Raw genomic sequence first — 13,536 nt, 5'->3', positions numbered from 1 at the left:
GTGAACCCATGATGATTGCGCGCCTTAATGCAAAAGCCCCCGACGAAGCGGGGGCTCGGACGTGATCGGCAATGCGTGGCGCGTCAGATCGCCTGGATATTCGCAGCCTGCTTGCCTTTCGGCCCGACTTTCACGTCGAAGGAAACACGCTGATTTTCCTTCAGCGTTTTGAAGCCATCCATCTTGATTTCGGAAAAGTGCGCAAACAGATCCTCACCGCCATTGTCTGACGTGATAAAACCGAAACCTTTAGCATCGTTAAACCATTTCACGATACCGGTATCCATACCTTCGTTCCCCACTCGATTTGATCAAAATAGCTATTTTTTTATAGCCGTTTCCCGAAATCCCGAAGCGTCGCATCTGATTTCAGCCACATACGCCGCCCCGAGGACGGAGTGCTGACTTTATAAATTGGAAAATCCAGGTGCGTCAAGTGGATTTTTATCGAACGCTTTATAAAAATAACGCTATTGCCACTGGAATCGGTACCTGATCCGCTTCTGTAAATGGATTTCGCACTAAACCATGTCATTGTTACCAGGCGCGATTCACCGATAATCCACGCCGGGGAAAACCTACCGGGGTCGAATCGCATCGGTAAAATGCTCGGTATTTCTACGGGTTGCGAACTACGAACGACGTTGCGATGCTGAAGCCACATCGACGCGATGGAGAAAGTCATGTGGCTGGACGAAATCAAGCGCTTCGCGAGCCGGCTCGGCCGCGTCCGCCGGAAGTCCCGCGCCCTCGCCGACCCTGCACGTGAACAGCCTTGCGACGTCGAATTCGATACGACCTGGCATGGCGACCACTGGCAGAACCTGCTGGCGTCGCCGCTCGATGCACGTCATTACGTGATGGAAGACTGGACGTACACGCCGCCGCCGGCCGAAACCAAGGACGCGCCGCCGCCCGGCAGGCGCAGGCGCCGCTGGTACGAACAATAGGAAGCGAAACCGACGGACAAAAAAAAAGCGCGACTGGAAGGTCGCGCCGACAAAGGTTTGGAGATCTTTTCCGTCAACGAAAAAGTCTGCTTCGGAAAGCAGAGATCGCAGTATAGCGACATAACATCCTTTCATTATCCATGCTCCGCACAAACCTCTATTGCCGAAGCGACAATAATGACGCTCGCGCATTAGGCGTCTCCGGATAGCCGGCTGTCGCGGGAGCGCAACGCCCGACTGCGCTGCCGCGTCACACCTCATTCTCGCCGCGACGCAGCAAACCCTTGATGGACAGGGCTTCCGAGCCACCCACCCATCATTGCCAAATTCAAAATACAGTATTGCTTAAAGTATCCACCTCCCCGCGCGGAGCCGCTCCTTACACTGCAATTGAATTTTGAGACAAAGGGTATCAAGCCCGTCCGGCGTCAGCGCAGAAGCCACGCGCCACGCCAGGGCCAGCAACAGGTTCGCTTCCCCTCATCCGGTGTGGAGACAAATCAATGAAAAAGACCCTGATTGTTGCAGCACTGTCTGGCGTGTTCGCGACCGCCGCGCACGCACAAAGCAGCGTCACGCTGTACGGCCTGATCGACGCCGGCATCACCTACACGAATAACCAGGGCGGCCACAGCTCTTGGCAGCAATCGACCGGCTCGGTCAACGGCAGCCGCTGGGGCCTGCGCGGCGCCGAAGACCTCGGCGGCGGCCTGAAAGCGATCTTCACGTTGGAAAACGGCTTCGGCATCAATAACGGCACGCTCAAGCAGAACGGCCGCGAATTCGGCCGTCAGGCGTTCGTCGGGCTCTCGCACAACGTGTACGGTTCGGTCACGCTGGGCCGCCAGTACGACAGCGTCGTCGACTATCTCGGCCCGCTGTCGCTGACCGGCACGCAATATGGCGGCACCCAGTTCGCGCACCCGTTCGACAACGACAACCTGAACAACTCGTTCCGGGTCAACAACGCGGTCAAGTACCAGAGCGCGGACTACAACGGCCTGAAATTCGGCGCGTTGTACGGCTTCTCGAATTCGAGCAATTTCGGGAACAACCGTGCGTACAGCGTCGGCGCGTCGTATAGCTTCATGGGCTTCAACGTCGCGGCCGCGTACATGCAGTTGAACAACAACGTGAACGGCCTGTCGCAGGCGGTCGGCGATCCCGGCGCAGTCACGGGCGACTGGACGTTCGCGGCGAGCCGTCAGCGCACCTGGGGCGCAGGCCTGAACTACACGTTCGGCCCGGCAACGGCCGGCTTCGTGTTCACACAGACGCGCCTGAACAACAGCGTCGCGATCAGCGCCGGCCAGTCGGGTGTTTCGGGCGGCATCACGGGCCTGTCGGGCAGCACCCGCTTCAACAACTATGAAATCAACGGCCGTTATGCGCTGACGCCGGCACTGTCGCTCGCCGGTTCGTATACGTACACCGACGGCCGCATCGTCGGCCAGTCGCCGAGCTGGCACCAGTTCAACCTGCAGGCCGCCTATGCGCTGTCAAAGCGCACCGACGTCTATCTGCAGAGCGAATACCAGAAGGTCAATTCGGATGGCCTGCCGATCGGCGCGTACATCAACGGTGTCGGCACGGCTTCCTCCACCGGCAAGCAGATCGCGGTCACGGCCGGCCTGCGCCACCGCTTCTGAGTAACCGTCTAGCGAGTCAAGCGGAATGAAGCGAACTGTCCCAAGGTGTGCTGGTTTTGACCATGGCGTTGAGCACGGTCAGGAGCTTGCGCATGCAGGCAACCAGCGCGACCTTGGGCGGTTTGCCTGCGGCGATCAGTCGTTGATAAAAAGCGGCAATAGCGGGGTTGCGTCGCGAAGCGGTGAGCGCTGCCATGTACAGGACGCGACGGATATCGAACCGTCCGCCTTGAATGCGCCTGTGCCCCCGGGTAGTTCCCGAGTCCCATGCCATCGGAGCGACGCCAACCAACGCAGCGATCTGGCGGCGATTGAGCCGGCCAAGTTCGGGCAGTTCTGCGATCAAGGTAGCACTGGCCACTGGGCCGATACCGCTTGCCGAGCGCAGCAGTTCGTCGAGTGCGCTGTAGTGCGCGCGGACGTGGGTAACCATCTGGGCGTCGACATCATCAAGCTGCTTGCGGATGGCGTCGATCATGGCTTCTATGCTCGGGCGTACGACCGGAATGGCCAGCTGCAAACGCTGCCGCTCGGACAGCAACATGCCGAGCAACTGACGACGGCGTGTGACCATGGCGGCCAGCGCTTGTTGCTGGGTGTCGGCCAGCGGTCGAATGAAGTTGGCCAGATCCTTGCGACGAACCAGTACCGATGCGAACTCCGCCAGCATGTGAGCATCGATCGTATCGGTCTTGGCCAGACGCCCCATCGATTTGGCAAAGTCGCGCGCCTGACGCGGGTTGATCACGGCGACCGGCAAGCCTGCCGCCTGCAACGCACACGCAAGCGCCGCTTCGTAGCCGCCCGTGGCTTCCATGACGACCAGAGCCACGTTCAGGGGTTGCAGGGCCGCTGCCAGGGCCGAATGTGCCTCGGCATCGTTAGCCCATCGCTGCGCAATGCGTTCGGCGCCCAATACCGCAATATCGACGTGCTCCTTGGCTACGTCGATACCCACCATTACTGAGGAAGCAGACATGATCTTCAGATCCCTTGCTTGTGCATGCGCCCTCGATCAGATCGGGGCGGGTAACCGTTCGGGTTTCGGGAAGACCAGCACGGCAACCGTGCGTTCTGTACTCAGAAACGGGCTCATTGGCCCAAGCGCGAATCAAACTACACGGTTCAGTCTGGTTGCTCCCAGACTTTACCGTACCGGTCAGGCTTGAACATACAAGCGTCGCCGTACCGCCGCAGACCGCAGCATGACGAAGCGCCCCAGCCGGGGCGCTTTTTCATTGCACGACACAGCACGCGAACGCGCTCAGGCCGCGCCCGGCTCCGGGTAGTGTACGTCGAGCACGTCGATCGGCTGCGGGCCGGCTGGCGTCATCAGCGTGACGGTGTCGCCGATCTTCGCCTTCAGCAGCGCGCGCGCGACGGGCGAGATCCAGCTCACGTGACCTTGGTCGAGATCGACTTCGTCGATGCCGACGATCGTGATCGTGTGCTCCTCGCCGTCCGGCGTCGCATAGTCGACGGTCGCACCGAAGAACACCTGGTCGGTATTCTCCTGCCGGCTCGCGTCGACCACCTCGGCGATGTCGAGGCGCTTCGTCAGGAAACGGATGCGCCGATCGATCTCGCGCAACCGCCGCTTGCCGTAGATGTAGTCGCCGTTCTCCGAGCGGTCGCCGTTCGACGCCGCCCACGACACGAGCCGCACGACTTCGGGCCGCTCGGCGTCGATCAGGTTCAGCAGTTCGTCCCTGAGGCGCTTGTGCCCCGCGGGCGTGATGTAGTTCTTCGAGCCCGCCGGAATCGCCGGCTGGGCCTGGTCGAGATCGTCGTCGTCGCCGTCCGACTCTTTGACAAACGCCTTGTTCATGATGCACGTTCAAACATGGATTGCGGATATTTCAAGGGTACACGATGATCCGGCCGACAAGCCCGCGCTCAACAATTTGCGAATAAGACTTCCCTTTTCACGCGACCCTGCTATAATCCCTCTTCTGCGTGCGGCTGTAGCTCAGTTGGATAGAGTACTTGGCTACGAACCAAGGGGTCGTGGGTTCGAATCCTGCCAGCCGCGCCACCTTTTTTCGAGGGCCTTCTGAATCGAAGGCCCTTTCAGTTCGATGTAGTACCGTTTTGCGTGCGGCTGTAGCTCAGTTGGATAGAGTACTTGGCTACGAACCAAGGGGTCGTGGGTTCGAATCCTGCCAGCCGCGCCATATTTTTGGGGGCCTTCCCATCGTAGAAGGTTCCGACAGTTGAAGTTGTACCGTTTTGCGTGCGGCTGTAGCTCAGTTGGATAGAGTACTTGGCTACGAACCAAGGGGTCGTGGGTTCGAATCCTGCCAGCCGCGCCACTTCAGAAGGGCCTTCCTCCGGGAAGGCCCTTTTTCTTTGCCCCTCCCCGTTCGATCGCGGCGCGCCGATTCGTTCCGGATCTGGAACGTCACTGGCGCCGACTCCACCATCACCCGGCATGCAAACGAAAACGGCGGCCCAGGGCCGCCGTCGCATCGCTCGAACGAACGCTCGCGCGTCAGTAATCCTGACGCTCGCGCTCGATCCGCATCCCGCCGTCATGGCGCGCGTGCGCGCCGTCGTCGGTCGAACGCTCGCGCATGATCCGCATCACGTCCGGATTGGTCCGCACGCGCCGCATCACGTTCGCAAGGTGGACGCGGTCGCTGACCTGGATCACGAAGCGCAACACCGTCGACTCGTGCGTGAGGTCCTCGTCCATCGCAATATGGACGATGTTCGCGTCGGCCGACGTGATGTCCGCCGCCACCCGCGCAAAGATCCCCTTCGTATTCTTCACGAGCGCCTTCACCGCGACGTCGAACAGCCGGCCCGGCTGCGGCGCCCATTCGACGTCGATCCAGCGGCCCGGATCGCGGCGGTGGATGCGTTGCGCGACGCGGCAATCGGTCGTATGAATCGCCATCCCCAGGCCGATGCCGATGTAGCCCATGATCGCGTCGCCCGGAATCGGCCGGCAGCACGCGGACAGCTGCACCGACATCCCTTCGGTGCCGGTGATCACGACCGGCGGCGCATGATGCGCGGCATGGCGCTCGGCCTTCGGCAGATCGTCGTCCGCGTCGCGGCCGCTCATCAGCACCTCGATGCGCTTGGCCATCACAGCGGCGACGCGGCGGCCGAGGCCGATGTCCGCGAAGATTTCCTGGCGGCTCTTGTTGCCCGTCCACTGCACGAGCTTCTCCCACACCTCCGGCGCGACGTCCGCGAGCGCGAGGCCGTAGCCCTTCAGGCTCTGGTCGACCAGCCGCTCGCCGAGCTGCACCGATTCGTTCAGGCGCATCGTCTTCAGGTAGTGACGGATCGCCGAACGCGCCTTGCCGGTGCGCACGAAACCGAGCCATGCGGGATTCGGCTTCGAATACGGCGCGGTGATCACCTCGACGATGTCGCCGCTCTTCAGCTCGGTGCGCAGCGGCAGCAGCTCGTTGTTGATCTTCACGGCGACGCACTGGTTGCCGAGATCGCTGTGGATCGAATACGCGAAGTCGAGCGCCGTCGCGCCGCGCGGCAGCGCCATGATCTTCGACTTCGGCGTGAACACGTAGACCGCATCCGGGAACAGGTCGATCTTCACATGTTCGAGGAATTCGCTCGAATCGCCGGCCTCGCTCTGGATGTCGAGCAGCGACTTCAGCCACTGGTGCGCGCGCTTCTGCACGTCGTTGAGATCCGCGCCGCCGTTCTTGTACAGCCAGTGCGCGGCGACGCCCGCCTCGGCGATCTCGTGCATCTTGCGCGTGCGCACCTGGAACTCGATCGGCGCGCCGAACGGACCGACGAGCGTCGTGTGCAGCGACTGGTAGCCGTTGATCTTCGGGATCGCGATGTAATCCTTGAACTTGCCCGGCACTGGCTTGTACAGCGAATGCAGCGCGCCGATGCACGTATAGCAGTCGAGCGGATTCTCGACGACGACGCGAAAACCGTACACATCGAGCACCTGCGAGAACGACAGCTGCTTGTCGCGCATCTTCCGGTAGATGCTGTAGATGGTCTTTTCGCGGCCGGTGATCTCGGCGTCGATCTTCGCGTCGACCATCGCACGCTGCGCGGCCTCGAGGATCTTGCTGATCACCTCGCGGCGATTGCCGCGCGCGGCCTTCACCGCCTTCTCGAGCGTCGCGTAGCGATGCGGGTTGAAGTTCGCGAAGCTCATGTCCTGCAGCTCGCGATACGTATTGTTCAGACCAAGCCGGTGCGCGATCGGCGCGTAGATGTCGAGCGTCTCGCGCGCGACGCGGCGACGCTTTTCCATCGGCACCGCGCCGAGCGTGCGCATGTTGTGCAGGCGGTCGGCGAGCTTGACGAGGATGACCCGCACGTCGCGCGCCATCGCGAGCAGCATCTTGCGGAAGTTTTCCGCCTGCGCTTCCTCGCGGCTGCGAAATTCCATCTTGTCGAGCTTGGACAGCCCGTCGACCAGCTCCGCGACCTTCGGCCCGAACCGTTCGGCCAGCTCGCTCTTGGTCACGCCCTGGTCTTCCATCACGTCGTGCAGCAGCGCAGCCATGACCGCCTGCGCGTCAAGCTTCCAGCCGGCGCAGATTTCCGCGACGGCGACGGGATGGGTGATGTAGGGTTCGCCGCTCTGGCGATACTGACCGAGGTGGGCTTCGTCGCCGAAATGAAACGCCGCCTTGACCTCTTTGATTTCCTCCGGCGCCAGGTACTCGGCAAGCGCGGCGGTCAGTTTCGCGATCGAAACGACGCCGTGCTTGCGCGGCTGCTCAGGAGTGGCGGTCGGCCCGAACAGATGCCGGAATGACTGTTCGAGGACCGCGTCGATGTATTGGCGCGCAGGCGATTGTGCCGTGCCTTCAGTGGTCGGATCCGCGGAGGCGGACGATGGGGTGGTGCTCATATTCGCCTCCTCGGTCAGCAATCGTGCGCGCGTGGACTACATGGCTGGAGTAAACCGGTGCGCCTTAGACCGGCACCTTCTTCAGCATCTCGACGCCGACCTGGCCGGCGGCGATCTCGCGCAGCGCGACGACCGTCGGCTTGTCGCGGCTTTCGATCTTCGGCGTATGGCCTTGCGCGAGCTGCCGCGCGCGATAGGTGGCGGCGAGCGCCAGTTCGAAGCGGTTCGGGATTTGCTTCAGGCAGTCTTCGACGGTAATGCGAGCCATGTTGGGTAATTCCTTCTGAATATAGTGCTTATTCTACCTTATGTCCCTCGACCCTCGCCGTCATTCCGCATGCGGCTGGTGGATGCCGAGTTCGATGAACAGCTCCGCATGTCGCGCGTACTGCGAAATGAAGCGCTGGCGCGTCGCGGCGACGATGCATTCCAGCTCTGCAAGCGCGCGATCGAAGTTCTCGTTGATCACGACATACTCCGCTTCCGATGCGTGCGCCATCTCGCTGCCGGCCGCGAGGAGGCGCCGCGTGATCACGTTCGGCTCGTCCTGGCCGCGCTTCTTCAGGCGCTCCTCGAGCGCGTCGAGCGACGGCGGCAGGATGAAGATGCCGACCGCGTTGCGGAACTGCTTCTTCACCTGCTGCGCGCCCTGCCAGTCGATTTCGAGCAGCACGTCGTGGCCGTTCTTCATCTGCTCCTCGATCCAGACGCGCGAGGTGCCGTAGTAGTTGCCGTGCACTTCCGCGCTCTCGAGGAATTCGTGTGCGGCGTGGCGCGCGCGGAAATCGTCGACGGTCGTGAAATGATAATGCTGGCCGTCCTGCTCGCCCGGACGCGGCTTGCGCGTCGTGTACGAGATCGACAGGCAGATATCCGTGTCCTTCGACAGCAGCGCATTCACCAGCGTGGATTTGCCGGCGCCCGACGGCGCGACGACCATGAACAGGTTGCCGGGATAGATGCCGCCGTGCAGCGCATGCGCGGCGTGGCCGTCGTGGGTCGATTCGGTCATGTTGCGTTACTCCAGGTTTTGCACTTGCTCACGCATCTGCTCGATCAGCAGCTTGAGCGCCATCGACGCATCGGCCAGTTCCTTGGCCGCCGCTTTCGAGCCGAGCGTGTTCGCTTCGCGATTCAGTTCCTGCATCATGAAGTCGAGACGCTTGCCGACGCGGCCGCCCTTCTCGATCACATGACGCGTTTCGTTCAGGTGCGCGGTGAGCCGCGACAGCTCCTCCGCGATGTCGATCCGGATGCCGTACATCGTCACTTCCTGTCGGATGCGCTCCGCGGCTTCCTCGCGCGACACGATCGGCGCGCTGCCTTCCGGCGCCGCGATGCCGAGCGCTTCCTGCAGACGCTCGACGATCTTCTGCTGATGCTTCGCGATCAGCTCCGGCACGAGCGGCGTGATGCGCGCGACGATCGCCTCCATCTCGGCGACGTTCGACAGCAGCATCGCCGCGAGCTGCGCGCCTTCGCGCGAACGCACGACGACCAGCTCGTTGATCGCTTCCTTGCCGCACGCGAGCACCGCGTCGCGGATCGCGTCGGCCGATACGCCGCTTTCAGCGATCACGCCGGGCCAGCGCAGGATCTCGCCGGCGCGCAGGCGGCCGACGCCCGGGAACGACTCGAGCACCGTGCGCTCGAGGTCCGCGAGCTGGCCGAGCGCCGCCTGGTTCAGCGCGCCCGCGCCGATGCTCTGCTCGCCGCGCTGCAGGTTGATGCGCACGTCCACCTTGCCGCGCGACAGCTTGTTCATCAGCATCTCGCGCAGCGCGGGTTCGCACGCGCGCACGTCGTCGGGCATGCGGAAGTTCAGGTCGAGGAAGCGCGAGTTCACGGTGCGCAATTCGACCGACACGCTGGTGCCGCCGTTGCCCGTCGCCGCTGCGAGTTCGCGTGTCGCGCTCGCGTAGCCCGTCATGCTGTAGATCATGGTTCGTCTCGCCGTCTGAATGCCCTCGCGGGCCGGGGATAAGTCGAGGCGCCCGGCGCATTCGCAAGCGCGGGGCGGGAAACGCGCATTATCCCATTTTTGCCGGCCACCCCGCCCGGCAAGACTGCCGTTCGGCGCTAAAATCGGGGTTTCCTCCCTGTCCATCTTTCCCACATGACGCAATCCACTTCCCGGCCGAGCGGCCGCCGCGCCGACGAACTGCGCAAGGTCGCCCTCACGCGCCACTACACGAAGCACGCGGAAGGCTCCGTGCTGGTCGAATTCGGCGACACCAAGGTGATCTGCACGGCGAGCGTCGCCGAGCGCGTGCCCGAATTCCTGCGCGAGCGCGGGCAAGGCTGGCTGACCGCCGAATACGGGATGCTGCCGCGCGCAACGCATACGCGCAGCGACCGCGAAGCGGCGCGCGGCAAGCAGACGGGCCGCACGCAGGAAATTCAGCGCCTGATCGGCCGCGCGCTGCGCGCGGTGTTCGACCTGGAGGCGCTCGGCCCGCGCACGATCCACATCGACTGCGACGTGATCCAGGCCGACGGCGGCACGCGCACCGCGAGCATCACCGGCGCATTCGTCGCCGCGCACGATGCGGTGTCGAAGCTGATCGCCGCCGGCAAGCTCGCGCGCTCGCCGATCACCGACCACGTCGCCGCGATTTCGGTCGGCGTGTTCGAGGGCACCCCGGTGCTCGATCTCGATTACCCGGAAGATTCGCGCTGCGACACCGACATGAACGTCGTGATGACGGGCGCGGGCGGCTTCGTCGAAGTCCAGGGCACCGCCGAAGGCGTGCCGTTCTCGCGCGACGAGATGAACGCGCTGCTCGACCTCGCGCAAAGCGGGATCGGCGAGCTCGTGCGGCTGCAGAAGGACGCGCTGGGTGTGAGTCATGTCTGACGATCGCATCACGCCGCCGCTGTCGCGCATCGTGCTCGCGTCGAACAATGCGGGCAAGCTGCGCGAATTCACGGCGATGTTCTCGACCGTCGGCATCGACGTGATTCCGCAGGGCGACCTCGCGGTGCCGGAAGCGGAAGAGCCGTACCGCACGTTCATCGAGAACGCGCTGACGAAGGCGCGGCACGCGGCGCAGCTCACCGGCCTGCCGGCGATCGCCGACGATTCGGGGCTGTGCGTGCGCGCGCTGCGCGGCGCGCCGGGCGTCTATTCGGCGCGCTACGCGCAACGCGCGGGGCTCGAGAAAGGCGACGCGGCGAACAATGCGCATCTCGTCGAACAACTGCGCGACGTCGCGGACCGCCGCGCGTACTACTGCTGCGTGCTCGCGCTCGTGCGTCATGCCGACGATCCGGAGCCGCTGTTCGCCGAAGGCCGCTGGCACGGCGAGATCGTCGACGCGCCGCGTGGCGCGCACGGATTCGGCTACGACCCGTATTTCTACCTGCCGTCGCTCGGCGCGACAGCCGCCGAGCTCGAGCCGCCGGTGAAGAACGCGCTCAGCCATCGCGCGCTCGCGCTCAAGGCGCTGCTCGCGCGGCTTGCGGAGGGAGAATGAGCCAGGCTGCAGACACCGGTGCGCGCGTCGTCGCGACCTTCACGTCGCCCGGGCAGGTGCGGCTGACGTCGCTGCCGCCGCTCGCGCTGTACGTGCATTTCCCGTGGTGCGTGCGCAAGTGCCCGTATTGCGATTTCAACTCGCACGAATGGAAAGGCGAGCAGTTTCCTGAAGCCGAGTACCTCGACGCGCTGCGCGCCGACCTCGAGCACGCGCTGCCGCTCGTGTGGGGACGGCAGGTGCATACCGTGTTCATCGGCGGCGGCACGCCGAGCCTGCTGTCCGCGGCCGGCCTCGACCGCCTGCTGTCCGACGTGCGCGCGCTGCTGCCGCTCGACGCGGATGCGGAAATCACGCTCGAGGCAAATCCCGGCACTTTCGAAGCCGCGAAGTTCGCGCAGTTCCGCGCGAGCGGCGTGAATCGCCTGTCGGTCGGCATCCAGAGCTTCAACGAGATGCACCTGAAGGCGCTCGGCCGCATCCACGACGCCGCCCAGGCGCGCGCGGCCGTCGAGGTTGCCGCGAACACGTTCGACAACTTCAATCTCGACCTGATGTTCGCGCTGCCGAACCAGACGCTCGACGAATGCCGCGCCGACATCGAGACCGCGTTGTCATTCGCGCCGCCGCATCTGTCGCTGTATCACCTGACGCTCGAGCCGAACACGCTGTTCGCGAAGTTTCCGCCCGTGGTGCCCGACGACGACGCGTCCGCCGACATGCAGGAGTGGATCCACGCGCGCACGGCCGAGGCCGGCTACGCACGCTATGAAGTGTCCGCGTATGCGAAGCCGCATCACCAGTGCAAGCACAACCTGAACTACTGGCGCTTCGGCGACTATCTCGGGATCGGCGCGGGTGCGCACACGAAGCTGTCGTTCCCGAACCGCATCCTGCGGCAGGCGCGCTACAAGCATCCGGCGACCTTCATCGAGCACGCGATGGCCGGCGCGCCGGTGCAGGAAGAGCGCGAAGTCGGCGCGCGCGACCTGCCGTTCGAGTTCATGCTGAACACGCTGCGGCTCGTCGAGGGCTTCCCGGTGCACAGCTTCGCCGAGCGCACGGGGCTGCCGATGAGCACGATCGAGCCGGCGCTCAAGGAAGCGGAACGGCGCGGGCTGATCGCACGCGATTTCACGCAGATCGCGCCGACGCCGCTCGGCCAGCGTTTCCTCAACGACCTGCAGGAACTGTTCCTGCGCGACGATTGAACATGACCGCAAAGCATGGGACCGGAGTAAGCACTGAAGTGCCAACTCCGGTCGACAGAGGCGGCATTTCGGTTACAATGCCGCCTCGTGGAAGCGTGGCCGAGCGGTTTAAGGCACTGGTCTTGAAAACCAGCGACGGGCAACTGTCCGTGAGTTCGAATCTCACCGCTTCCGCCAGCAAGGTTCGCCAAACCCCGTCCATTCCCTGAATGACGGGGTTTTTGTTTGCGTCGCCGTACTGCGTGCGGCACGACGCATGCCGGTAATCCCGACCTGCCCCTTCCCCCACCATCGCCTAGAATTCGGATCAGAACGGCGACACGACCGCCGCCGCGAATTCGATGCCGTACGGGCTTACCCGCCCGCGCCGCACGCGGAGACCGCCATGTCCGAACAGTCGACTCCGATCCGCCACGTCGATTACTACGAAGGCTTCGAGATCCATGTCGTGCCGACCTCGATGCCGGGCAACGACACGCGCTTCACGTACACCGGCTACGTCTGCCATCCCGGCGCGAATCCCGCGCTGCCCGGCCACGCCGTGCCGTTCCACGCAGACGGCGAGGAAAGCTACTCCACCGTCGACGAGGCCGTCCACGAAGCCGTGCATATCGGCAAGAGCATTGTCGACGGCACGCACCCGGACCTGTCGGTCCTGTCGCTCGTCACGCACGGATATTGAGCGGGCCGGCACGCGCCGCCTGACGATCAGCCGACAGGCGTGATCCGCATCATCAGCCGGCACATCGACGCGCGCCGCGCGATATACGTTTGTCCCGATGTCACGTGATCCGTCCACGGCTATCATTTGTCTATCGTGTTCCCCGGCGCCACGCCATGTTCGCCATTCCCCTGTCAGGCGTCGGCCGCCTGCGCATTGCCGCCGCGGCCGCCGTCGCCATGCTCGCTGCCTGCACGATCACCCTGCCGCCCCAGCATGCGGTCCTGACGATCCCGTCAGTCGTACGCACCGCCACACTCGACCAGTACCGCACCGAAGTCGCCGAACGCGTCGCCGAGCGCAATCCCTCCGGCATGTTGCGCGGCACGCCGCAGGCGATGCTGCGCTCGCTCGTCGTGCTCGCGTTCACGATCGATCGCAGCGGCCGGCTCGTGCACGCATCGGTGTACCGCAGCAACGGCGACAGCGAGGCCGAGTCGCTCGCGCTCGCCTCGCTGCGGCGTTCGGCGCCACTGCCGCCGCCGCCCGCGAAACTGCTCGACGGCAACGGCCAGGTGGAACTGATGGAAAGCTGGCTCTTCAACGACAACGGCAAGTTCCAGTTGCAGAGCACCGCGTCGGCGCAGGCGGAATCGATCGAGTGAACCCGCGCACGCCGTGCGCGATTGCCGGCGCTCGGCGGCGCTGGCTATAATTTTCCGCATTCGCCG

Annotated in this window: 14 protein-coding genes and 4 tRNA genes; 11 read left to right on the top strand and 7 right to left on the bottom strand. The window is 64.0% G+C overall.

From position 1 onward, the window contains the following. Window positions 1-83: 83 nt before the first annotated feature. A complete protein-coding gene (locus tag B7P44_RS05150; protein WP_010091695.1) occupies window positions 84-287 on the bottom strand; it encodes a cold-shock protein in 204 nt (67 codons plus the stop codon). A gap of 396 nt (window positions 288-683) precedes the next feature. Between B7P44_RS05150 and B7P44_RS05145 the strand changes: the two genes are divergently transcribed. Together B7P44_RS05145 and B7P44_RS05140 are read left to right on the top strand one after the other, a co-directional pair. Beyond that, window positions 684-950: a hypothetical protein gene (locus tag B7P44_RS05145; protein ID WP_084906425.1), complete on the top strand. Its 267-nt coding sequence runs from the start codon at window positions 684-686 to the stop codon at window positions 948-950. Between the two features lie 503 nt (window positions 951-1,453). Next, window positions 1,454-2,599: a porin gene (locus B7P44_RS05140; protein WP_084901418.1), complete on the top strand. Its 1,146-nt coding sequence runs from the start codon at window positions 1,454-1,456 to the stop codon at window positions 2,597-2,599. A gap of 16 nt (window positions 2,600-2,615) precedes the next feature. Here the strand turns inward: B7P44_RS05140 and B7P44_RS05135 are convergent, their stop codons facing one another. Next, the gene (locus tag B7P44_RS05135) at window positions 2,616-3,578 is read right to left on the bottom strand and encodes an IS110 family RNA-guided transposase (RefSeq protein ID WP_084901415.1); all 963 of its coding nucleotides are present in this window, start codon (window positions 3,576-3,578) and stop codon (window positions 2,616-2,618) included. Window positions 3,579-3,863: 285 nt separating this feature from the next. Then, entirely contained in the window at window positions 3,864-4,427 is a 564-nt protein-coding gene (gene greB, locus B7P44_RS05130; RefSeq protein WP_084901412.1) for a transcription elongation factor GreB, read from the bottom strand. Between the two features lie 130 nt (window positions 4,428-4,557). Between greB and B7P44_RS05125 the strand changes: the two genes are divergently transcribed. The 3 genes from B7P44_RS05125 to B7P44_RS05115 all read left to right on the top strand — a co-directional run bounded on the left by B7P44_RS05125 (window position 4,558) and on the right by B7P44_RS05115 (window position 4,911). After that, a tRNA-Arg gene (locus tag B7P44_RS05125) sits at window positions 4,558-4,634 on the top strand. Between the two features lie 62 nt (window positions 4,635-4,696). After that, window positions 4,697-4,773 (top strand) — tRNA-Arg (locus B7P44_RS05120). A 61-nt stretch (window positions 4,774-4,834) separates the two neighbouring features. Further along, a tRNA-Arg gene (locus B7P44_RS05115) sits at window positions 4,835-4,911 on the top strand. 179 nt (window positions 4,912-5,090) lie between these two features. On the opposite strand, the gene B7P44_RS05110 is transcribed toward B7P44_RS05115, so the two are convergent. The 4 genes from B7P44_RS05110 to B7P44_RS05095 form a co-directional block, all read right to left on the bottom strand. Beyond that, entirely contained in the window at window positions 5,091-7,457 is a 2,367-nt protein-coding gene (locus tag B7P44_RS05110) for a RelA/SpoT family protein (protein WP_084906423.1), read from the bottom strand. A gap of 64 nt (window positions 7,458-7,521) precedes the next feature. Next, a complete protein-coding gene (rpoZ, locus tag B7P44_RS05105; RefSeq protein ID WP_006025620.1) occupies window positions 7,522-7,725 on the bottom strand; it encodes a DNA-directed RNA polymerase subunit omega in 204 nt (67 codons plus the stop codon). Between the two features lie 60 nt (window positions 7,726-7,785). Next, window positions 7,786-8,469: a guanylate kinase gene (gene gmk, locus B7P44_RS05100; protein WP_084901410.1), complete on the bottom strand. Its 684-nt coding sequence runs from the start codon at window positions 8,467-8,469 to the stop codon at window positions 7,786-7,788. Between the two features lie 6 nt (window positions 8,470-8,475). After that, on the bottom strand, window positions 8,476-9,399 hold the full coding sequence (locus B7P44_RS05095) for a YicC/YloC family endoribonuclease (protein ID WP_010091689.1): 924 nt from the start codon (window positions 9,397-9,399) through the stop codon (window positions 8,476-8,478). A 174-nt stretch (window positions 9,400-9,573) separates the two neighbouring features. Between B7P44_RS05095 and rph the strand changes: the two genes are divergently transcribed. The 6 genes from rph (at window position 9,574) to B7P44_RS05065 (ending at window position 13,470) form a co-directional block, all read left to right on the top strand. Next, window positions 9,574-10,314 (top strand): ribonuclease PH, encoded by a 741-nt coding sequence (gene rph, locus B7P44_RS05090; RefSeq protein ID WP_084901407.1) that lies wholly within the window; start codon window positions 9,574-9,576, stop codon window positions 10,312-10,314. Then, complete coding sequence (rdgB, locus tag B7P44_RS05085) at window positions 10,307-10,933, top strand: RdgB/HAM1 family non-canonical purine NTP pyrophosphatase (RefSeq protein WP_084901405.1); 627 nt, start codon at window positions 10,307-10,309, stop codon at window positions 10,931-10,933. Before rph ends, rdgB begins: the two co-directional genes overlap by 8 nt. Then, on the top strand, window positions 10,930-12,144 hold the full coding sequence (gene hemW / locus B7P44_RS05080) for a radical SAM family heme chaperone HemW (protein WP_084901402.1): 1,215 nt from the start codon (window positions 10,930-10,932) through the stop codon (window positions 12,142-12,144). The genes rdgB and hemW overlap by 4 nt, the downstream gene beginning before the upstream one ends. Before the next feature lie 89 nt (window positions 12,145-12,233). Beyond that, window positions 12,234-12,321: transfer RNA gene (locus tag B7P44_RS05075), tRNA-Ser, on the top strand. 208 nt (window positions 12,322-12,529) lie between these two features. After that, window positions 12,530-12,826, top strand: a complete 297-nt coding sequence (locus B7P44_RS05070; RefSeq protein ID WP_010091685.1) for a hypothetical protein — start codon at window positions 12,530-12,532, stop codon at window positions 12,824-12,826. 155 nt (window positions 12,827-12,981) lie between these two features. Further along, window positions 12,982-13,470 carry a TonB family protein gene (locus B7P44_RS05065; RefSeq protein WP_084901400.1) on the top strand — a complete coding sequence of 163 codons (489 nt, stop codon included), beginning with the start codon at window positions 12,982-12,984 and terminating at the stop codon, window positions 13,468-13,470. Window positions 13,471-13,536: the final 66 nt, after the last annotated feature.

Source organism: Burkholderia ubonensis subsp. mesacidophila (genome assembly GCF_002097715.1).
Classification (GTDB): domain Bacteria; phylum Pseudomonadota; class Gammaproteobacteria; order Burkholderiales; family Burkholderiaceae; genus Burkholderia; species Burkholderia mesacidophila.
This window is presented reverse-complemented; position numbering and strand designations above follow the sequence as displayed.